27 protein-coding genes are annotated in these 18607 nt (G+C 67.7%); 4 read left to right on the plus strand and 23 right to left on the minus strand.

Features of this window, described 5'->3' with window-relative positions; all coding sequences use genetic code 11:
- Window positions 1-4: 4 nt before the first annotated feature.
- From glmM to ACK8N7_RS13825, 4 genes are all read right to left on the minus strand, one after another.
- The gene (gene glmM, locus ACK8N7_RS13810) at window positions 5-1363 is read right to left on the minus strand and encodes a phosphoglucosamine mutase (RefSeq protein WP_403216562.1); all 1359 of its coding nucleotides are present in this window, start codon (window positions 1361-1363) and stop codon (window positions 5-7) included.
- A 265-nt stretch (window positions 1364-1628) separates the two neighbouring features.
- The gene (rpsI, locus tag ACK8N7_RS13815; protein WP_015610747.1) at window positions 1629-2165 is read right to left on the minus strand and encodes a 30S ribosomal protein S9; all 537 of its coding nucleotides are present in this window, start codon (window positions 2163-2165) and stop codon (window positions 1629-1631) included.
- A gap of 44 nt (window positions 2166-2209) precedes the next feature.
- Window positions 2210-2653: a 50S ribosomal protein L13 gene (gene rplM, locus ACK8N7_RS13820; RefSeq protein WP_007453147.1), complete on the minus strand. Its 444-nt coding sequence runs from the start codon at window positions 2651-2653 to the stop codon at window positions 2210-2212.
- 221 nt (window positions 2654-2874) lie between these two features.
- Complete coding sequence (locus ACK8N7_RS13825; protein ID WP_403216560.1) at window positions 2875-4494, minus strand: ABC-F family ATP-binding cassette domain-containing protein; 1620 nt, start codon at window positions 4492-4494, stop codon at window positions 2875-2877.
- Window positions 4495-4584: 90 nt separating this feature from the next.
- Here ACK8N7_RS13825 and ACK8N7_RS13830 point away from each other — a divergent pair, with 90 nt between their 5' ends.
- The 4 genes from ACK8N7_RS13830 (at window position 4585) to ACK8N7_RS13845 (ending at window position 6935) form a co-directional block, all read left to right on the plus strand.
- Window positions 4585-5433 carry a hypothetical protein gene (locus tag ACK8N7_RS13830; protein WP_403216558.1) on the plus strand — a complete coding sequence of 283 codons (849 nt, stop codon included), beginning with the start codon at window positions 4585-4587 and terminating at the stop codon, window positions 5431-5433.
- Between the two features lie 100 nt (window positions 5434-5533).
- Window positions 5534-6007, plus strand: a complete 474-nt coding sequence (locus ACK8N7_RS13835) for a nuclear transport factor 2 family protein (protein ID WP_403216556.1) — start codon at window positions 5534-5536, stop codon at window positions 6005-6007.
- 44 nt (window positions 6008-6051) lie between these two features.
- Window positions 6052-6600 carry a TetR/AcrR family transcriptional regulator gene (locus ACK8N7_RS13840; protein ID WP_403216554.1) on the plus strand — a complete coding sequence of 183 codons (549 nt, stop codon included), beginning with the start codon at window positions 6052-6054 and terminating at the stop codon, window positions 6598-6600.
- The gene (locus ACK8N7_RS13845; protein WP_403216552.1) at window positions 6597-6935 is read left to right on the plus strand and encodes a hypothetical protein; all 339 of its coding nucleotides are present in this window, start codon (window positions 6597-6599) and stop codon (window positions 6933-6935) included. The genes ACK8N7_RS13840 and ACK8N7_RS13845 overlap by 4 nt, the downstream gene beginning before the upstream one ends.
- Window positions 6936-6947: 12 nt before the next feature.
- On the opposite strand, the gene truA is transcribed toward ACK8N7_RS13845, so the two are convergent.
- The 19 genes from truA to rplX form a co-directional block, all read right to left on the minus strand.
- Entirely contained in the window at window positions 6948-7802 is an 855-nt protein-coding gene (gene truA / locus ACK8N7_RS13850) for a tRNA pseudouridine(38-40) synthase TruA (RefSeq protein ID WP_500442554.1), read from the minus strand.
- Between the two features lie 89 nt (window positions 7803-7891).
- A complete protein-coding gene (gene rplQ, locus ACK8N7_RS13855; protein WP_403216548.1) occupies window positions 7892-8431 on the minus strand; it encodes a 50S ribosomal protein L17 in 540 nt (179 codons plus the stop codon).
- Window positions 8432-8523: 92 nt separating this feature from the next.
- Window positions 8524-9546, minus strand: a complete 1023-nt coding sequence (locus tag ACK8N7_RS13860; protein WP_003966937.1) for a DNA-directed RNA polymerase subunit alpha — start codon at window positions 9544-9546, stop codon at window positions 8524-8526.
- 137 nt (window positions 9547-9683) lie between these two features.
- Entirely contained in the window at window positions 9684-10088 is a 405-nt protein-coding gene (rpsK, locus tag ACK8N7_RS13865) for a 30S ribosomal protein S11 (RefSeq protein ID WP_003956432.1), read from the minus strand.
- Window positions 10089-10192: 104 nt separating this feature from the next.
- Entirely contained in the window at window positions 10193-10573 is a 381-nt protein-coding gene (rpsM, locus tag ACK8N7_RS13870; protein WP_007446719.1) for a 30S ribosomal protein S13, read from the minus strand.
- A gap of 194 nt (window positions 10574-10767) precedes the next feature.
- Window positions 10768-10881, minus strand: coding sequence for a 50S ribosomal protein L36 (gene rpmJ, locus ACK8N7_RS13875; protein ID WP_003956441.1), 114 nt, complete (start codon window positions 10879-10881; stop codon window positions 10768-10770).
- Window positions 10882-10940: 59 nt separating this feature from the next.
- Window positions 10941-11162, minus strand: a complete 222-nt coding sequence (infA, locus tag ACK8N7_RS13880) for a translation initiation factor IF-1 (RefSeq protein WP_003956442.1) — start codon at window positions 11160-11162, stop codon at window positions 10941-10943.
- Between the two features lie 182 nt (window positions 11163-11344).
- A complete protein-coding gene (gene map / locus ACK8N7_RS13885) occupies window positions 11345-12181 on the minus strand; it encodes a type I methionyl aminopeptidase (RefSeq protein ID WP_403216546.1) in 837 nt (278 codons plus the stop codon).
- A gap of 144 nt (window positions 12182-12325) precedes the next feature.
- Window positions 12326-12982 (minus strand): adenylate kinase, encoded by a 657-nt coding sequence (locus ACK8N7_RS13890; RefSeq protein ID WP_015610737.1) that lies wholly within the window; start codon window positions 12980-12982, stop codon window positions 12326-12328.
- Complete coding sequence (secY, locus tag ACK8N7_RS13895) at window positions 12982-14295, minus strand: preprotein translocase subunit SecY (protein WP_403216544.1); 1314 nt, start codon at window positions 14293-14295, stop codon at window positions 12982-12984. The genes ACK8N7_RS13890 and secY overlap by 1 nt, the downstream gene beginning before the upstream one ends.
- 380 nt (window positions 14296-14675) lie before the next feature.
- Complete coding sequence (gene rplO, locus ACK8N7_RS13900; protein WP_015610735.1) at window positions 14676-15131, minus strand: 50S ribosomal protein L15; 456 nt, start codon at window positions 15129-15131, stop codon at window positions 14676-14678.
- Between the two features lies 1 nt (window position 15132).
- Complete coding sequence (gene rpmD, locus ACK8N7_RS13905) at window positions 15133-15315, minus strand: 50S ribosomal protein L30 (protein WP_015610734.1); 183 nt, start codon at window positions 15313-15315, stop codon at window positions 15133-15135.
- Window positions 15315-15920, minus strand: coding sequence for a 30S ribosomal protein S5 (gene rpsE, locus ACK8N7_RS13910; protein ID WP_003966944.1), 606 nt, complete (start codon window positions 15918-15920; stop codon window positions 15315-15317). Before rpsE ends, rpmD begins: the two co-directional genes overlap by 1 nt.
- Window positions 15921-15967: 47 nt before the next feature.
- A complete protein-coding gene (gene rplR, locus ACK8N7_RS13915; protein WP_015610732.1) occupies window positions 15968-16351 on the minus strand; it encodes a 50S ribosomal protein L18 in 384 nt (127 codons plus the stop codon).
- Window positions 16352-16353: 2 nt separating this feature from the next.
- Window positions 16354-16893 carry a 50S ribosomal protein L6 gene (rplF, locus tag ACK8N7_RS13920; RefSeq protein ID WP_015610731.1) on the minus strand — a complete coding sequence of 180 codons (540 nt, stop codon included), beginning with the start codon at window positions 16891-16893 and terminating at the stop codon, window positions 16354-16356.
- Between the two features lie 21 nt (window positions 16894-16914).
- Window positions 16915-17313 carry a 30S ribosomal protein S8 gene (rpsH, locus tag ACK8N7_RS13925; RefSeq protein ID WP_007446728.1) on the minus strand — a complete coding sequence of 133 codons (399 nt, stop codon included), beginning with the start codon at window positions 17311-17313 and terminating at the stop codon, window positions 16915-16917.
- A gap of 223 nt (window positions 17314-17536) precedes the next feature.
- The gene (locus tag ACK8N7_RS13930; protein WP_003948630.1) at window positions 17537-17722 is read right to left on the minus strand and encodes a type Z 30S ribosomal protein S14; all 186 of its coding nucleotides are present in this window, start codon (window positions 17720-17722) and stop codon (window positions 17537-17539) included.
- Between the two features lie 2 nt (window positions 17723-17724).
- A complete protein-coding gene (gene rplE / locus ACK8N7_RS13935; RefSeq protein ID WP_003966948.1) occupies window positions 17725-18282 on the minus strand; it encodes a 50S ribosomal protein L5 in 558 nt (185 codons plus the stop codon).
- Window positions 18282-18605: a 50S ribosomal protein L24 gene (gene rplX / locus ACK8N7_RS13940; RefSeq protein WP_007446729.1), complete on the minus strand. Its 324-nt coding sequence runs from the start codon at window positions 18603-18605 to the stop codon at window positions 18282-18284. The genes rplE and rplX overlap by 1 nt, the downstream gene beginning before the upstream one ends.
- Window positions 18606-18607: the final 2 nt, after the last annotated feature.

The following is an 18607-nucleotide window of genomic DNA, read 5'->3' on the forward strand; positions in this document are numbered from 1 at the left end:
GAGGTCAGCCCAGCGCGGACTTCACCACATCGGCCAGCCGGCCCGCGACCGCGCGCGCCTGCCCGATGTCGGCGGCCTCGACCATGACCCGTACCAGCGGCTCCGTACCCGACTGGCGCAGCAGCACGCGGCCGGTCGAGCCGAGCTCGCGCTCCGCCTCGGTCACCGCGGTGGCCAGCTCGGGCGAGGTGGTGACCCGGGACTTGTCGACGTCGGGGACGTTGACGAGCACCTGCGGCAGGCGCTGCATGACCCCGGCCAGCTCGGCGAGGCTCCGGCCGGTGGCGGCGATCCGGGCCGCCAGCATCAGGCCGGTCAGCGTGCCGTCGCCGGTCGTGGCGTGGTCCAGGACGATGACGTGGCCGGACTGCTCGCCGCCGAGCGCGAAGCCCTCGGCCTTCATCGACTCCAGGACGTAACGGTCGCCGACCGCCGTCTGGACGAGCTGGATGCCCTCGCGCTCCATGGCGATCTTGAAGCCGAGGTTCGACATCACCGTGCCGACGACGGTGTCCTTGCGCAGCTGCCCGGCCTCCCGCATGGCGAGGGCCAGCACGGCGAGGATCTGGTCGCCGTCGACCTCCTCGCCCGCCGCGTCCACGGCGAGGCAGCGGTCGGCGTCGCCGTCGTGGGCGATGCCGAGGTCGGCGCCGTGCTCGACGACGGCGGCGCGCAGCAGCTCCAGGTGGGTGGAGCCGCAGCCGTCGTTGATGTTCAGGCCGTCCGGCTCGGCGCCGATGGTGACGACCTCGGCCCCGGCCCGTGCGAACGCCTCGGGCGAGACCCGGGCGGCGGCGCCGTGCGCCTCGTCCAGGACGACCTTCAGCCCGTCGAGCCGGTTGGGGAGGACGGCGATGAGGTGGGCGACGTAACGGTCGAAGCCCTCCGTGTAGTCGGTGACCCGGCCGACACCCGCGCCGGTCGGGCGGGTCCACGGCTCACCGGTGCGGTGCTGCTCGTAGACCGTCTCGATCCGGTCCTCCAGCTCGTCGGCGAGCTTGTGGCCGCCGCGGGCGAAGAACTTGACGCCGTTGTCGGGCATCGCGTTGTGGCTGGCGGAGAGCATCACGCCGATGTCCGCGCCGAGCGAGCCGGTGAGGTACGCGACGGCCGGCGTCGGCAGCACGCCGACGCGCAGGACGTCCACGCCCGCGCTGGCCAGACCGGCCACGACGGCGGCTTCCAGGAACTCTCCGGATGCCCGGGGGTCGCGGCCGACCACGGCGGTCGGGCGATGGCCCGCGAAGGTGCCCGCCTCGGCTAGTACGTGCGCCGCCGCGACCGAGAGCCCGAGCGCGAGCTCGGCCGTCAGATCCGCGTTGGCGACACCGCGCACTCCGTCCGTACCGAAGAGTCGTCCCACTGGTGTCCTCCGAGGTGCTCCGAAACCACAAAAACCAAAGCAAAGCAAAGCAAAGCGAAACTAAACAACCACAACTACGAAAACAGCAAAACGGCCCGACGGGCGGCATGGCGCGGCTCACGCGCGCGAGGTGTGCGCGGAGTACGAGAGTGCGGGCCGATGAACGTCTCATGCCGTTATACGCCTGCGAGGCCCGATAAACGAACGCCCCGGCAGCACGGAGTGTGCCGCCGGGGCGAACGTGTAACGCAGACGAGCAGGCGATTTAGCGCTTGCTGTACTGCGGGGCCTTACGGGCCTTCTTGAGACCGGCCTTCTTGCGCTCGACCGCACGGTCGTCGCGGGAGAGGAAGCCGGCCTTCTTCAGCGTGGCGCGGTTGTTGTCCACGTCCGCCTCGTTCAGCGAGCGGGCCACACCGAGGCGCAGGGCGCCGGCCTGACCGGAGACGCCACCACCCGAGATGCGGGCCACGACGTCGTAGCGACCGTCGAGCTCGAGAACCTTGAAGGGCTCGTTGACTTCCTGCTGGTGCACCTTGTTGGGGAAGTAGTCCTCAAGGGTGCGACCGTTGATCTTCCACTTGCCGGTGCCCGGGATGATCCGGACACGGGCGATGGCGTTCTTGCGACGGCCAAGGCCGGCGGCGGGCTGCGGGTCGCCGAAGCGGCCCGCGAGCGACTCGGAGGTGTACTCACCCTCGACGGGGACCTCGGACTCGAAGGTGGTCACCTCGGCGAAGGTCTCCTCGCCCTCGGTGCCCACCGTGTCGTCGGTGGTCGTCTCAACAGTGGTCTCGGCCACGATGCTCCTCAGATCTTTCTGTATGTCTTAGGGGGTGGCCGGAACTACTGCGCGACCTGGGTGATCTCGAACGGGACCGGCTGCTGCGCAGCGTGCGGGTGCTGGTCGCCCGCGTAGACCTTCAGCTTCGAGATCATCTGACGGCCCAGGGTGTTCTTGGGGATCATGCCCTTGATGGCCTTCTCGACGGCCTTCTCGGGGTTCTTCGCGAGGAGCTCGTCGTAGCGCACCGAACGGAGACCGCCCGGGAAGCCCGAGTGGCGGTACGCCATCTTCTGGGTCTTCTTGTTGCCGGACAGGTGAACCTTGTCGGCGTTGATGATGATGACGAAGTCGCCCATGTCCATGTGGGGGGCGTAGATCGCCTTGTGCTTGCCTCGGAGGAGGTTCGCAGCCGTGGTGGCGAGACGGCCCAGGACGATGTCCTGAGCGTCAATGATGTGCCACTGGCGAGTGACATCGCCGGGCTTGGGGCTGTACGTACGCACTTCGTAGCCTTCGCTTCGGTGGATGGGTCCAGACACACGTCACCTCTGAAGCGATCATGCAGCTGGGGCCCACAATGCCGGGACACCGCCCGTATGCGAGCCACTGGTAACTGCTCCAGAGAACTTACGTAAGGGCCCTTCGCGTGAAACGACGAAGCCAATACGTATAACAGGGTCCGACACTACCCGCCCCGCCCCGGACGGGTCAAAACGCGCCTGCCCTACCGCGCCCGCTGGACCCGCCGCTCGTCCCACACCGGCTCCGACGTCTCCCGTACGACCCCGTCGGAGCCGAAGACCAGGTACCGGTCGAAGGACTTCGCGAACCACCGGTCGTGCGTGACGGCCATCACCGTGCCGTCGTACACCTCCAGGCCGTCCTGCAGCGCCTCCGCCGACTCCAGGTCCAGGTTGTCCGTCGGCTCGTCCAGGAGCAGCGCGGTGGTGCCCGCCAGCTCCAGGAGCAGGATCTGGAACCGCGCCTGCTGCCCGCCGGAGAGCCGCTCGAACGCCTGGTCGCCCTGGCGCTCCAGCTCGTACCGCCGCAGCACCGACATCGCGCCGCCCCGGTCCTTGGCGTGCTGGGACCAGAGGATCTCCACCAGCGTCTTGCCGAGCAGCTCCGGATGCGCGTGCGTCTGGGCGAAGTGCCCCGGCACGACCCGCGCCCCGAGCTTCCACTCCCCCGCGTGCGCCACCGGCTCCCCCGCCAGCAGCCGCAGGAAGTGCGACTTGCCCGACCCGTTGGAGCCGAGGACGGCGACCCGTTCCCCGTAATAGATCTCCAGGTCGAACGGCTTCATCAGCCCGGTCAGCTCCAGGCCCTTGCAGGTGACCGCCCGCACCCCGGTCCGCCCGCCGCGCAGCCGCATCCTGATGTCCTGCTCGCGCGGCGGCTCCGGCGGCGGGCCCGCCTCCTCGAACTTCTTGAAGCGGGTCTGCATGGCGTGGTAGCGGTTGGCCATGTCGGGGCTGTTCGCCGCCTGCTGCCGCATCCGCAGGACGAGCGCCTTCAGCCGGGCGTGCTCCTCCTGCCAGCGCCGCAGCAGCTCCTCGAAGCGGGCGAACCGCTCCTTGCGCGCGTCGTGGTACGTGGCGAAGCCGCCACCGTGCACCCATACGTCGCTGCCCGCCGCGCTCGGCTCGACGCTGACGATCTTCTCGGCGGCCCTGGACAGCAGCTCCCGGTCGTGGGAGACGAAGAGGACCGTCTTACGGGTCTCCTTGAGCTTCTCCTCCAGCCAGCGCTTGCCCGGCACGTCGAGGTAGTTGTCCGGCTCGTCCAGGAGCAGCACCTCGTCGGGGCCGCGCAGCAGCGCCTCCAGGACCAGCCGCTTCTGCTCACCGCCGCTGAGGGTGCGCACCTCGCGCCACTGCGCCTTCTCGTACGGGACGCCCAGCGCGGCCATGGTGCACATGTCCCAGACCGTCTCGGCCTCGTAGCCGCGCGCCTCGGCCCAGTCGCTCAGCGCCTGCGCGTACGCCATCTGCGCGGCCTCGTCGTCGACGGTGAGGATCTTCTCCTCGGCCGCGTCGACCTCCTTGGCCGCGTCCCGGATGCGCGGCTGGGAGACGGAGACCAACAGGTCCCGTACGGTCCGCTCGTCCCGCACCGAGCCCACGAACTGCGGCATCACACCGAGCCCGCCGCTCACCGAGACCGTGCCGCCGTGCGGCTGGAGCTCCCCGGCGAGCAGCCGCAGCAGGGTCGTCTTGCCCGCTCCGTTCGCCCCGACGAGGGCGACGACAGCTCCGTCGGCCACCCGGAACGAGGCGTCGCCGAGCAGCACCCGCCCGTCCGGTAGGTAGTACTCCAGGTGGCCCGCTTCAAGATGTCCCATACAGAGCATTGTCACGGTCTGCGAAGCGATGGCCCAACCGGTTTACGAAGGCGGCGCTTCCGGTCGAACGGCAGGCCCTAGGATTCGCGCATGAGTTCATGGCAAGGGGGGCCCTCCTGGGGGCCAGGGGACAACGGGACTCCGGACTGGGCCGCGCTCGCCGAGGAGTCCGCCGCACGCGCCCGCCGCAAGCGGTGGCTGATGATCGGCGGCGGGGTGCTCGCCACCGCCGTGGTCGGGGCGATCGTGGCGACCGCCGTGGTCACCACGGGCGGCGGAAAGAGCGGTCCGACCGGCAGCGCGAGCAAACTGCCGGCGCCGGCCGAACTGCCCGAGGACACCTCGGCGCCCGCGCCGTCCTTCTCGTCGGTGGCCCCGCCGCCCCCGCCGGACCCGAAGGAGTACATAACGAGCGCCGACAAGGACAAGGCGCCGATCACCGTCGACGGCTTCTTCCCCGGCAAGAAGCTCGCCATGGGCGACCGCGTCCACATCAAGGGCGCCACCGGCCGCACCACCGACTGCGCGACCGGCACCCAGGGCGCCCTCGGCGCGGTCCTCGCGAAGAACGGCTGCAAGCAGCTCATCCGGGCGACGTACAGCAAGGACGGGGTGGCCGTCACCGTCGGCATCGCGGTCTTCGACACCGAGGCCCGCGCGCAGAAGACGGTCGACCAGGCGGCGGGCGGCCTCGCCTCCCTCAGCGGCGCGGGCGTGCCCACGTTCTGCCGCGGGGGCACGGTCTGCCGTCGTACCACCAACTCCTACGGCCGGTACGCCTACTTCACCGTCGGCGGCTTCACCGACGGCACCCGCGTCACCGCCAAGGACAAGAACGTCTTCGCGGTCGGCGACGACCTGACGAACTTCGTCTTCCGCCAGATCCACCAGCGCGGCCGGGTCCAGGCGTCACAGGCGGCGGCGGAACCCGCCCAGTAGCCGGACACCGCCACCCGGCACTTCTCGATCAGCATCCGACGATCGACGCCGTCGTCATGGGCTGTTAAGTTATAGGTCGACCACTAACCTAGGAGTCGCCATGACAGCCGAGCAGAACGACATCGACCGCCGCGCCGCCGCCCAGCACGCCGTGGCCGAACACCTGCGCCTCACCGCCGCGGGACGCGTCGACGAATGGGTGACCCTGTTCGCCCCGGACGCGGTGCTCGAGTTCCCGTTCGCGCCGGACGGCGTGGAGCGACGGGTGGCGGGGCGGGACGCGCTGGTCGCGCACATGAGGCACTTCCCCGAGACCTTCGACGTCGAGTTCGGCGACCTGGTGTTCCACGAGACGGTCGACCCGAGTCTCGTGATCGCCGAGTTCCGCTCCACGGGCACCGCACGGCCGACCGGCAAGCCGTACGAGCAGACCTGCATCTCCGTCGTCCGGACCGATGACGACGCACGCATCACCCACTACCTGGACTACTGGAACCCGCTGGTGGCGATCGAGGCGCTCACCCCCCACGACGCACCGTCCGAGCAGGGCCGCAGCGTTCCTTTCGGAGGCTGAGGGCCCTTTTGGAGGCTGAGGGAGGCCATGTTTAACTGACGCCCATGCCCGCCGCCGGTACCAGCACAAAGAGCGACGAACGCCGTCGGGCCCTGGTGGCCGCAGCGGTCGACTGCTTCGCGCAAAAGGGTTTCTACGGCACGACGACGCACGAGATGGCCCAATGGGTCGGCATCTCCCAGCCGTATCTCTACCGGCTGTACCCGAACAAGGAAGCCCTGTTCGCGGCGACCGTCGACCACGTGTCCGTCGTGATGACCGAGACCCTCCTCGCGCACGCGCCGACGGCGGGCGGGGCGGGCCCGGCACTGGACGCGGCGCGCGACGCCTACGCCGCGCTCGTCGAGGACCGGAACATCCTGCGCTTCCTCATGCACGCGAACTGCGCCACGGGCGAGCCGCTGGTGGCGGAGGCCGTGCGCCGGTGCTACGCCAAGCAGGTCGACACCGTGCGCCAACTGCTGGGCGACGACGAGGCCGTACGGCGCTGGTTCGGCGCCGGGATGCTCGACAACGTGGTCGCCGTGCTGGGCCTGGCCGACGTCGACGAGCCGTGGGCGCACGTCCTCACCGCTCGAAGGGCGACCCCATGAGCACCCCCGGCCCCCGCAGGGCCCGCCTCCTCGCCGCCTGCTACGTCGGCCTGGTAACGGCCGCCGCCCTGGTCCACGAGATCGCCGGACAGCCGGAGGGCGGCCGGATACCGCTGACCCTGGCCACCTTCCCGGGCGGGATCGTGCTGCTCGTCCTGATGTACCTGTCGGCGCCGCTGACCGGGGGCGGACCAGGCACCGAGGAGGCCGGGTTCAGCCTCCTCGCCCCCCTGTTCCACGGCGCCGGGGCGCTGCTCAACGTCCTGATCGCGTGGGGCGTCATCGCCTTCGCACGCCACTTCAGGAACGAGGCCCGCCGCAGCCGGAGCAGTTGAACACCCCCGGCCTCAGCAGCACCCGGCCCCCGGCAGCGTCCTGACGTTACGGGCCTCCGCAGCGCGCGCGGCGAGCAACTCGTCGGCCGGGTAAGCCACTTCCTCCAGCGTCAGCCCGTGCGGCCGCACCACGTGCACCCCGGGGTCGCGGACCTTCGCCGCGAGCACCTCGGCGGGCCAGGCGGCCGGGCGGCGGCCGTCGCCCACGAACAGGGCGGCACCGATCAGCGCGCGCACCATGTTGTGGCAGAACGCGTCCGCCTGCACGGTCGCGGTGAGGACGCCCGAAGCCGGATCCCGTACCCAACTCAGCTTCTGGAGCGTGCGGATGGTGGTCGCGCCCTCGCGCTTCTTGCAGTACGCGGCGAAGTCGTGCTCGCCCACCATCAGGGCGGCCGCCTCGTTCATCGCGTCCACGTCCAACGGCCGGTCGTGCCAGAGCACATGACCGCGCGTCAGCGGATCCACCCCGCCGGGCCGGTCACCGACCCGGTAGGCGTAACGCCTCCAGAGCGCGGAGAAGCGGGCGTTGAACCCGGCCGGGGCCGGGGCCGCCCGCCAGATCCGGACGTCCAGCGGCATCCTGCCCGCCAGCCGCCGCAGCAGCTTCTCCTCGTGCCCGGCCCACACCGCCTCCGGCAGGTCCACATGCGCCACCTGGCCCCGCGCGTGCACCCCCGCGTCCGTGCGGCCCGCCACCGTCAGGTCGTACGTCACCGGGGACCGGGTCACGGTCCGCAGCGCGTCCTCGATCTCGCCCTGCACCGTGCGCCGGCTGGTCTGCTTCGCCCAGCCGGAGAAGTCCTTGCCGTCGTAGGCCAGGTCCAGCCGCACCCGTACGAACCCGGGCTCCGCCTCGTCACTCACCGCGTCATCCTCTCACTGCCCCTGGTCAGCAGAACGGGCCCGCACCGCCCCGAAGGGTGATGCGGGCCCGTCCAGTGGTCTCAGAACGCTCAGGCGTCCTTGCCCTTGTCATCAGCCGCTTCCGCGGCGGGCTCGTCGGCCTTCTCGACCGGCTTGGCGTCCTCGGCGACCTCGGACTCGGCCGCGGGGGCCTCGTCCTTCTTGAGGGTGTCTTCCTTGACCGCGCGCTTCGTCGCTGCCTCGGCCTCACCGGTGGCCTGCTGGGCCACGGTCAGCGCCTCGACCAGCTCGATGACCGCCATCGGGGCGTTGTCGCCACGACGGTTGCCGATCTTGGTGATACGCGTGTAACCACCGGGGCGGTTCTCGTACCGGGGGGCGATCTCGGTGAAGAGCGTGTGCACGATGCTCTTGTCCGTGATCGTCTGCAGCACCAGGCGACGGTTGTGGATGTCGCCCTTCTTCGCCTTGGTGACGAGGCGCTCGGCGACCGGACGCAGGCGGCGGGCCTTGGCCTCGGTCGTCGTGATGCGGCCGTGCTCGAACAGCGACTTCGCCAGGTTGGCGAGGAGCAGACGCTCGTGCGCGGCGCTGCCGCCCAGACGGGCACCCTTTGCGGGACGCGGCATGGTGATTCTCCTTGTGTGCTGCACCGGCCGTATCAGGTACCGGTGTCAGTTCCCGTGAAGCGGACGCCTCACGGAAGTCGTGCGGGTGGTGCTCAGTACTGCTCGGTCTCCACGAAACCGGCGTCCGCGTCGTCGTCGGCGCCGAAGGCGTCGGCGGCGGCGGTCGGGTCGAAGCCGGGAGGCGAGTCCTTCAGCGCGAGGCCCATACCGGCCAGCTTCGCCTTGACCTCGTCGATCGACTTCGCACCGAAGTTGCGGATGTCGAGCAGGTCGGCCTCGGAACGCGCCACGAGCTCACCCACGGAGTGGATGCCCTCGCGCTTGAGGCAGTTGTACGAGCGGACCGTGAGCTCCAGCTCCTCGATCGGCAGCGCCAGATCGGCGGCGAGAGCGGCGTCCGTCGGGGACGGGCCCATGTCGATGCCCTCGGCGTCGATGTTGAGCTCGCGCGCCAGACCGAACAGCTCGACCAGGGTCTTACCGGCAGACGCCATGGCGTCACGGGGACGCATGGCCTGCTTGGTCTCGACGTCGACGATCAGCTTGTCGAAGTCGGTGCGCTGCTCGACACGGGTCGCCTCGACCTTGTACGTGACCTTGAGCACCGGCGAGTAGATGGAGTCGACCGGGATCCGGCCGATCTCCTGGCCGACCTGCTTGTTCTGGACGGCGGAGACGTAGCCGCGACCGCGCTCGACGGTCAGCTCCATCTCCAGCTTGCCCTTGCCGTTGAGCGTGGCGAGAACGAGGTCGGGGTTGTGCACCTCGACACCGGCCGGGGGCGCGATGTCGGCGGCGGTGACCAGACCCGGTCCCTGCTTGCGCAGGTACATCACGACGGGCTCGTCGTGCTCCGAGGAGACGACCAGCTGCTTGATGTTGAGGATGAGGTCGGTGACGTCCTCCTTGACGCCCGGCACGGTGGTGAACTCGTGCAGGACCCCGTCGATCCGGATGCTGGTGACAGCGGCACCGGGGATCGAGGAGAGGAGGGTACGGCGGAGGGAGTTGCCGAGGGTGTAACCGAAGCCCGGCTCCAGCGGCTCGATGACGAACCGGGAGCGGAACTCGTCGACGACCTCTTCGGTCAGCGACGGACGCTGAGCGATAAGCATGTGGTGATCCTTCAGTCGTGGGCACCCACTATTTGATGCCCGACAGATGTAACAAGGGTACGGGCGGTACGCCCCATATGAGGCGTACCGCCCGGACCCGGCGCTACTGACGCACGGCCGTCACCGGCCGATGCGGATCAGACGCGGCGACGCTTCGGCGGACGGCAGCCGTTGTGCGGCGTCGGGGTGACGTCCTGGATCGAACCGACCTCAAGGCCCGTGGCCTGGAGGGAGCGGATCGCGGTCTCACGGCCGGAGCCGGGACCCTTGACGAAGACGTCGACCTTGCGCATGCCGTGCTCCTGCGCGCGGCGGGCGGCCGACTCGGCGGCCATCTGCGCGGCGAAGGGGGTGGACTTGCGCGAGCCCTTGAAGCCGACGTGGCCGGCGGAGGCCCAGGAGATCACGTTGCCCGAGGGGTCCGTGATCGAGACGATGGTGTTGTTGAACGTGCTCTTGATGTGCGCGTGCCCGTGAGCGACGTTCTTCTTTTCCTTGCGACGCACCTTCTTGGCTGCGCCCTGACGACCCTTGGGGGGCATGTCTTGACTCCAGATGGAGAGGGGAGGTGATCGGTCCTACAGCGAAGACCGCTGGATGCTGCGGTGGTCCGGAAACCCGGATTGCGCAGTGCGTCCGCTGAGGACTACTTCTTGCCCGGCTTCTTCTTACCGGCGATGGCGCGACGCGGGCCCTTGCGGGTACGCGCGTTCGTGCTGGTGCGCTGGCCGTGCACCGGCAGACCACGGCGGTGACGAATGCCCTGGTAGCAGCCGATCTCGATCTTGCGGCGAATGTCGCCCTGAACCTCACGGCGGAGGTCACCCTCGGTGCGGAGGTTGGCGTCCACGTACTCGCGGATCTTGACCAGGTCCTCTTCGGCGAGGTCACGAACGCGGGCGTCCGGGTTCACACCGGTGCTGGCGAGGATCTCCTTGGACCGGGTGCGCCCGATACCGAAGACGTAGGTGAGGGCAACCTCCACGCGCTTTTCGCGCGGGATGTCAACACCTGAAACGCGTGCCATTCAATGGCTCCAGTTGTTATTTCGGGGGTCTTCCGCAGTGCCACTCCCGACCGCCGACCGCTCACTGGGAGAGGTGGTACGCCCGGGTCTCCGGCCCCCGCCGGAGGTGTCGTCAGCCGTGGCTTGGACGGGCACTGCGTATGTACGTACTACGTGCGTCGCGCGAAGAACTGCGAGATGCAGGCGGTCGTGCGTCAGCCCTGGCGCTGCTTGTGGCGCAGGTTGTCGCAGATGACCATGACCCGACCGTGACGGCGGATCACCTTGCACTTGTCGCAGATCTTCTTGACGCTCGGCTTGACCTTCATGGGATGTCAGGTTCTCCGGGTCAGTGCCATCACCCGCCGAAACGGAGTGCCGGCAAGATCTACTTGTATCGGTAGACGATCCGGCCACGCGTCAGGTCGTACGGAGAGAGCTCCACCACGACCCGGTCATCCGGGAGAATACGGATGTAGTGCATCCGCATCTTGCCGCTGATGTGCGCCAGGACCTTGTGACCGTTCTGGAGCTCCACCTTGAACATTGCGTTCGGGAGGGACTCGATCACGGTGCCCTCAATCTCGATGGCACCTTGCTTCTTGGCCACGCTTCGCCTTTCGAATCGGCTACCTTGATCGGCTCTCGCGATCTTGTGCCGTACATGTGATTGCATGCAGACACACGGATGCACCAGAGCCGACGAGTCAGTCTACGTCAGCGGACTCCAAAAGACGAATCCGTCAAGTTTGCCCACTACCGGTGATCCTTAGACCTACCGGAAGGGTTGCATCAGGCCAGCGGGTCGGGCGCGGCCTCGATGCCGTACTCCGCGAGCTTCGCCCTGCCGCAGTCCGGGGCGGTCAGGACCAGCGGGCCCTGTTCGGTGAGCGCGATGGAGTGCTCCCAGTGCGAGGACCAGGTGCCGTCAGTCGTGAGGACCGTCCAGTCGTCGCTCAGGACCTCCGTCTGCGCCGTACCCAGCGAGACCATGGGCTCGATCGCCAGGCAGACGCCCGGGACCAGCTTGATGCCCTTGCCGCGCTTGCGGGAGACGTAGTTCAGCAGGTGCGGGTCCATGTGCATCTCGGTGCCGATGCCGTGGCCGCCGTAGTCCTCGATGATCCCGTACTTGCCGGTGGCCGGGCGGGGCTGACGGCGGATGTACGACTCGATCGCCTTGGAGATGTCGACGAGGCGGTTGTTCACCTTCATCGCGGCGATCCCGGCCCACATCGACTCCTCGGTCACCCGGGAGAGCTCGACCAGCTCCGGAGCGTGACCGGTGCCCACGAAGGCGGTGTACGCGGCGTCGCCGTGCCAGCCGTCCACGATCGCGCCGGCATCGATCGAGATGATGTCGCCGTCCTTGAGGACCGTCTTGTCGTCCGGGATGCCGTGGACGACGACCTCGTTGACCGAGGTGCAGATGGTCGCGGGGAACCCGCCGTAACCGAGGAAGTTCGACCTCGCTCCGTGGTCGGCGATCACCTTGCGGGCGACCTGGTCCAGGTCCTTCGTGGTGGCGCCGGGCACGGCCGCCTCACGGGTGGCCGCGTGAATGGCAGCGACCACCAGCCCGGCCTCACGCATCTTCGCGATCTGCTCGGGGGTCTTGATCTGCACCATTGCTCGGCGCCTCTCTGCATCGACGGGTGACGGTGACGGGTTACGGGACCGCTGCGGGCCCACTCAACGATACGGGCGCAAGCAGTCGGCCGCGGCGCCCCGGGGCGCCGCGGCCGACTGCACAGCGGTGGTACGGGGTGGGGCTCAGCCCTCGTCGGACTTCAGCGCCTCCATGGCACGCGCGGTCACCTCGGTGACCTTGCCGAGCGCGGAGATGGTCACCACCAGGCCCTGGGCCCGGTAGTAGTCGATGATCGGCTCGGTCTGCGTGTGGTAGACCTCCAGCCGGGTCCGGACCGTCTCCTCGCTGTCGTCGTCCCGCTGGTACAGCTCGCCGCCGCAGGCGTCGCAGACGCCCTCGGTCTTCGGCGGGTTGTACGTCGCGTGGAAGACGTGCGCGCTGTCGTTGCGGCAGATGCGGCGACCCGCGATCCGCTTCACGACCTCTTCCTCGGGGACCTCGAGATCGAGGACCGCGTCCAGCTTCACGCCCTCGTCCTTGAGCATCACGTCAAGGGCCTCGGCCTGGCCCACGTTCCGCGGGAAGCCGTCCAGCAGGAAGCCGTTCACGGCGTCCGACTGGGCCATGCGGTCCTTGGCCATCCCGATGGTGACCTCGTCCGGCACCAGCTGGCCTGCGTCCATGTAGGCGCGGGCCTGCTTGCCAAGGTCGGTGCCCTGGCTGATGTTGGCGCGGAAGAGGTCGCCCGTGGAGATGTGCGGAATCGACAGGTTCTTGGCAAGGTACGCAGCCTGCGTTCCCTTGCCGGCACCCGGAGGCCCGACGAGGACGATTCGCATCAGCGGAGGAACCCTTCGTAATTGCGCTGCTGGAGCTGACTCTCGATCTGCTTCACGGTTTCCAGACCCACACCCACGATGATGAGGATGCTCGTCCCGCCGAACGGGAAGTTCTGGTTCGCACCGCCGAAGCCTGCCAACGCCATCGTCGGCACCAGAGCGATCAGGCCCAGGTACAGCGAGCCCGGCCAAGTGATCCTGTTGAGCACGTAGCTCAGGTACTCGGCAGTAGGTCGACCTGCCCGGATGCCCGGGATGAAGCCACCATACTTCTTCATGTTGTCGGCGACTTCGTCGGGGTTGAACGAAATGGCCACGTAGAAGAAGGCGAAGAACACGATGAGTACGAAGTACACCGCGATGTAATACGGGTGGTCACCCGTCACGAAGTGGTCCTGGATCCAGGTGGCCCAGCCCGAGGTGGAGCCGGAGAACTGGACGATCAGTGACGGGATGAAGAGCAGCGAGGAGGCGAAGATGACGGGAATCACACCCGCCTGGTTCACCTTGAGCGGGATGTACGTCGACGTACCGCCGTAGGACCGGCGTCCGATCATGCGCTTCGCGTACTGCACAGGGATGCGGCGCTGGGCCTGCTCGACGAAGACGACGAGGGCGACCATGACGAAGCCGATGAGGATGACCGTGCCGAACTCGATCCAGCCGTCGGCCAGCTTGCCGCTCTCCTTGATGGCCCACAGGGCACCGGGGAACGTGGCGGCGATCGAGATGAACATGAGGATCGACATGCCGTTGCCGATGCCGCGGTCGGTGATGAGCTCACCGAGCCACATGACGGCGGCGGTACCGGCGGTCATCGTGATGACCATGACCAGGGTCGTGAAGATGGACTTGTCGGCGACGATCTGGTCGGCGACGGAGCAGTTCTGGAACAGCGCCCCGCTCCGGGCGGTCGCGACGAGGCCGGTGCCCTGGAGGATCGCCAGCGCGACGGTCAGATAACGCGTGTACTGCGTGATCTTGGCCGTGCCGGACTGCCCCTCCTTCTTGAGGGCTTCCAGTCGGGGGATCACCACGGTCAGCAGCTGAAGAATGATGCTGGCCGTGATGTACGGCATGATGCCGAGCGCGAAGATGGTGATCTGCAACAGGGCGCCACCGCTGAACATCTGCATCAGACCGAGCAGGCCACCCGAATCGGCCTGGTCGATGCACTGCTGGACCTTCGCGTAGTCGACTCCGGGAGCCGGGATGTGAGCCCCGAGCCGGTAGAGCACGATGATGCCGAGCGTGAAGAGCAGCTTCTTGCGCAGGTCGGGCGTCTTGAACGCTCGGGCGAACGCGGTGAACACGGTGCCTCCTGCGACCCCCGCGCTATGCGTCAGAGGCGACGGGTCTGGATGGGACTGGATGGGATCGGATACAAGGCAGCCCTACATCGTAAGGAGGCCACAAAAGATTAACGGCGCCACCCTACCCGGCCCGGGACTGAGCAGGAAACACGCACTGCACACCGGTGCAACGCCCGCTCCCCGCCCCACGCCGTGAAAGACCGGCCAAGCCACACCATTTAGGACGTGAAAGCCCCTCGGCTCCCCCACCGCCGGTGCGGTGGACACCCGTTCAACCTTTCCCGAGCCTTTACGGTTCCCGTACAGCGCCACAAACACGAAAAAGCCTGGCCGGCCACCTCCGAAGAGGCAGCCGGCCAGGCCCAGTTCTGTCCCGTGGCTCAGACGAGCTCGGTGACCGTACCGCCGGCGGCGGTGATCTTCTCCTTGGCGGAGCCGGAGACGGCGTCAACCGAAACCTGCAGCGCTACGGAGATCTCGCCCTGTCCGAGGACCTTGACGAGGTGGTTGTTGCGCACAGCGCCCTTGGCGACCAGGTCGGCCACCGTGACCTCTCCACCCTCGGGGTAGAGCGTCGAGAGCTTGTCCAGGTTCACGACCTGGTACTCCGTGCGGAACGGGTTCTTGAAGCCCTTGAGCTTCGGGAGACGCATGTGGAGGGGCATCTGGCCACCCTCGAAGCGCTCCGGAACCTGGTAACGAGCCTTCGTACCCTTGGTACCACGGCCTGCGGTCTTACCCTTGGACGCCTCACCACGACCCACACGGGTCTTGGCGGTCTTGGCGCCCGGGGCAGGCCGGAGGTTGTGGGCCTTCAGCGGGCTGTTCTCCGCCATGTCAGTCAACCTCCTCAACCGTCACGAGGTGGCGGACGGTGTTGGCCATTCCGCGGAACTCGGGGCGGTCCTCCTTGACAACCGAGTCGTTCAGGCGCTTGAGCCCGAGCGAACGCAGGGTGTCGCGGTGGTTCTGCTTGCTGCCGATGTACGACTTCGTCTGCGTGATCTTGAGGCGAGCCATTACGCACCCGCTCCCGCACGTGCACGCAGCAGAGCCGCGGGGGCGACGTCCTCGAGGGGCAGACCGCGGCGGGCCGCGATCTCCTCGGGACGCTGCAGGCCCTGGAGGGCCGCCACGGTCGCGTGCACGATGTTGATCGCGTTGGACGAGCCAAGCGACTTCGACAGGATGTCGTGAACGCCGGCGCACTCCAGAACGGCGCGCACCGGGCCACCGGCGATAACGCCGGTACCGGGGGAAGCCGGCTTGAGCAGGACGACGCCCGCAGCCTTCTCGCCCGTGATCGGGTGAGGGATGGTGCCCTGGATGCGGGGGACCTTGAAGAAGTTCTTCTTGGCCTCTTCGACACCCTTGGCGATGGCCGCGGGAACTTCCTTGGCCTTGCCGTATCCGACACCGACGGTGCCGTCACCATCGCCCACCACGACCAGCGCGGTGAAGCTGAAGCGACGACCACCCTTCACAACCTTGGCGACGCGGTTGATCGCGACGACGCGCTCGACGTACGCGGTCTTCTCGGCGGCGCTGGCGCCACCGTCACGGCCCTTCCGGTCCCGCCGCTCGCCGCCACCGGCACCGCTTCCGCGGCGCTGGGGTCCAGCCATTGGATTTACCTCTCTCTGTTACGTCCGCTGTGCGTAGGAACCGGGGCTTAGAACTTCAGCCCGGCTTCACGGGCGGCGTCAGCCAGAGCGGCAATCCGCCCGGCGTACTGGTTACCACCGCGGTCAAACACGACGGCCTCGACGCCTGCGGCCTTGGCACGCTCGGCGACCAGGGCGCCGACCTGCTGGGCCTGAGCGCTCTTGTCACCCTCGCCACCACGGATCGAGGTGTCCAGGGTCGACGCCGACGCGAGCGTGTGGCCCGCGATGTCGTCGATGACCTGGGCCACGATGTGGCGGTTGGAACGCGTCACGACCAAGCGAGGACGCTCCGGCGAACCGGAGATGTGCTTGCGGACGCGGATGTGGCGGCGCTTGAGAGCGGCACGCTTGTACGCGTCGCCCTTGGCGATCTTCACACCGTATGCCATGGCTACTTACCAGCCTTTCCGACCTTGCGGCGGATGACCTCGCCCGCGTACTTGACGCCCTTGGCCTTGTACGGGTCGGGCTTCCGCAGCTTGCGGATGTTGGCGGCTACCTCGCCGACCTTCTGCTTGTCGATGCCCTCGACGCTGAGCTTCGTGGGCGACTCGACCTTGAAGGTGATGCCATCCGGAGCCTCGATGAGGATCGGGTGGCTGTAGCCCAGGGCGAACTCCAGGTTGGAGCCCTTCGCCTGGACGCGGTAACCGACACCGCTGATCTCGAGCGCCTTGCTGTAACCCGTGGTCACACCGGTGATCATGTTCGCCACCAGCGTGCGGGACAGGCCGTGGAGGGCCTTGTTCTGACGCTCGTCGTTCGGGCGGGAGACGTTGAGCACGCCGTCCTCACCCTTGGAGACCTCGATCGGCGCGGCAACGGTGTGCGTGAGGGAACCCTTGGGGCCCTTCACTGCGACCGTACGGCCATCGATGGTGACGTCCACACCGGCGGGAACCTGGATGGGGAGCTTGCCGATTCGCGACATGAGCTTTCCTTCCTTTCCCGACTACCAGACGTAGGCGAGGACTTCCCCACCTACGCCCTTCTTGCCTGCCTGCTGGCCGGTCAGGAGGCCGTGGGACGTGGAGATGATCGCCACGCCCAGACCGCCGAGGACCTTCGGCAGGTTGGTGGACTTTGCGTATACACGCAGACCCGGCTTCGAAATCCGCTTGATGCCGGCGATCGAGCGCTCGCGGTTCGGGCCGAACTTCAGCTCGAGGACGAGGTTCTTGCCGACCTCGGCGTCCTCGACCTTCCAGCCGGTGATGAAGCCCTCCTGCTGGAGGATCTCCGCGATGTGCGACTTGATCTTGCTGTGCGGCATCGAGACATCGTCGTGATATGCCGAGTTCGCGTTACGCAGACGCGTGAGCATGTCTGCGATGGGATCAGTCATGGTCATGAGTTGGCCTTCGGCCTCTCTCGCCGGGGTTTCCTGTATGCGCCATCCCTCTCCCCACTCAGTGGCGGGACGGGTGCGGTGCGGGGACCTACGGCGTAGTAAGTCGGTCTTGGGCGGCAGGCGCCCAACCCTTCAAGCCTACGGCATGAAAGGAGGGGCTCCTGCCGACCAGATACTTACCGAGAGTCTCCGGAACTTCCCTTTGCCCGAGGGCAGAGGGGAGTTACCAGGAGCTCTTGGTCACGCCCGGCAGCTCGCCACGGTGAGCCATCTCACGAAGGCACACGCGGCACAGGCCGAACTTGCGGTAGACGGAGTGGGGCCGGCCGCAGCGCTGGCAGCGGGTGTACCCGCGAACGCCGAACTTCGGCTTACGGGCGGCCTTAGCGATCAGAGCCTTCTTCGCCACGGTCAGTTCTCCTTGAACGGGAAGCCGAGGTGACGAAGGAGGGCACGACCCTCGTCGTCGTTGGTCGCCGTGGTGACCACGGTGATGTCCATGCCCCGGACCCGGTCGATCTTGTCCTGGTCGATCTCGTGGAACATGACCTGCTCCGTGAGACCGAAGGTGTAGTTGCCACGGCCGTCGAACTGCTTCGGCGACAGGCCACGGAAGTCACGGATACGCGGAAGCGCGAGCGACAGCGTACGGTCCAGGAACTCCCACATCCGGTCACCACGAAGGGTGACGTGGCAGCCGATCGGCTGGCCCTCACGCAGCTTGAACTGCGCGATGGACTTGCGGGCCTTGGTGACGGCCGGCTTCTGACCGGTGATCGTGGTGAGGTCCTTGACGGCCCCGTCGATCAGCTTGGAGTCGCGGGCGGCGTCGCCCACACCCATGTTGACCACGATCTTGACCAGACCGGGAACCTGCATGACGTTCTCGTACGAGAACTCCTCACGCAGCTTGCCGGCGATTTCCTCGCGGTAGCGCGTCTTGAGACGCGGCGCAGTGGTGGCAGTCATCAGATGTCCTCACCGGTCCGCTTGGCAACGCGGATCTTGTTGCCCTCGTCGTCAAAGCGGTAGCCGACGCGGGTGACAACCTTGTTGCCGTCCTTCTCCACGACCAGCTGAACGTTGCTGATGTGGATCGGGGCCTCGGTGGTGACAATGCCACCCGTCTGCGAACCGCGAGCCGTCTGACCGGCCTTGGTGTGCTTCTTGACCCGGTTGACACCCTCGACGAGGACGCGGTCCTGAGCGGGGTAGGCCACGATGACCTTGCCCTGCTTGCCCTTGTCCTTACCGGTGATGACCTGGACCAGGTCGCCCTTCTTGATCTTCATGC

This window comes from Streptomyces griseobrunneus, from assembly GCF_046713465.1.
Taxonomy (GTDB): Bacteria; Actinomycetota; Actinomycetes; order Streptomycetales; family Streptomycetaceae; genus Streptomyces; species Streptomyces microflavus.

Bases quoted from the DNA above. Each gene is read 5' to 3' on its own strand.
- rpsH (WP_007446728.1), bottom strand. From the start codon at position 17,313: ATGACCATGACTGATCCCATCGCAGACATGCTCACGCGTCTGCGTAAC.
- ACK8N7_RS13825 (WP_403216560.1), bottom strand. From the start codon at position 4,494: ATGGGACATCTTGAAGCGGGCCACCTGGAGTACTACCTACCGGACGGG.
- ACK8N7_RS13830 (WP_403216558.1), top strand. From the start codon at position 4,585: ATGAGTTCATGGCAAGGGGGGCCCTCCTGGGGGCCAGGGGACAACGGG.
- rpsM (WP_007446719.1), bottom strand. From the start codon at position 10,573: ATGGCACGCGTTTCAGGTGTTGACATCCCGCGCGAAAAGCGCGTGGAG.
- ACK8N7_RS13835 (WP_403216556.1), top strand. From the start codon at position 5,534: ATGACAGCCGAGCAGAACGACATCGACCGCCGCGCCGCCGCCCAGCAC.
- rpsE (WP_003966944.1), bottom strand. From the start codon at position 15,920: ATGGCTGGACCCCAGCGCCGCGGAAGCGGTGCCGGTGGCGGCGAGCGG.
- rplX (WP_007446729.1), bottom strand. From the start codon at position 18,605: ATGAAGATCAAGAAGGGCGACCTGGTCCAGGTCATCACCGGTAAGGAC.
- rplF (WP_015610731.1), bottom strand. From the start codon at position 16,893: ATGTCGCGAATCGGCAAGCTCCCCATCCAGGTTCCCGCCGGTGTGGAC.
- rplR (WP_015610732.1), bottom strand. From the start codon at position 16,351: ATGGCATACGGTGTGAAGATCGCCAAGGGCGACGCGTACAAGCGTGCC.
- rpmD (WP_015610734.1), bottom strand. From the start codon at position 15,315: ATGGCTCGCCTCAAGATCACGCAGACGAAGTCGTACATCGGCAGCAAG.
- map (WP_403216546.1), bottom strand. From the start codon at position 12,181: ATGGTGCAGATCAAGACCCCCGAGCAGATCGCGAAGATGCGTGAGGCC.
- ACK8N7_RS13890 (WP_015610737.1), bottom strand. From the start codon at position 12,982: ATGCGAATCGTCCTCGTCGGGCCTCCGGGTGCCGGCAAGGGAACGCAG.
- ACK8N7_RS13860 (WP_003966937.1), bottom strand. From the start codon at position 9,546: ATGCTTATCGCTCAGCGTCCGTCGCTGACCGAAGAGGTCGTCGACGAG.
- rpmJ (WP_003956441.1), bottom strand. From the start codon at position 10,881: ATGAAGGTCAAGCCGAGCGTCAAGAAGATCTGCGACAAGTGCAAGGTG.
- rplE (WP_003966948.1), bottom strand. From the start codon at position 18,282: ATGACTGCCACCACTGCGCCGCGTCTCAAGACGCGCTACCGCGAGGAA.
- rpsK (WP_003956432.1), bottom strand. From the start codon at position 10,088: ATGCCCCCCAAGGGTCGTCAGGGCGCAGCCAAGAAGGTGCGTCGCAAG.
- rplQ (WP_403216548.1), bottom strand. From the start codon at position 8,431: ATGCCGCGTCCCGCAAAGGGTGCCCGTCTGGGCGGCAGCGCCGCGCAC.
- ACK8N7_RS13845 (WP_403216552.1), top strand. From the start codon at position 6,597: ATGAGCACCCCCGGCCCCCGCAGGGCCCGCCTCCTCGCCGCCTGCTAC.
- ACK8N7_RS13840 (WP_403216554.1), top strand. From the start codon at position 6,052: ATGCCCGCCGCCGGTACCAGCACAAAGAGCGACGAACGCCGTCGGGCC.
- rplO (WP_015610735.1), bottom strand. From the start codon at position 15,131: ATGGCGGAGAACAGCCCGCTGAAGGCCCACAACCTCCGGCCTGCCCCG.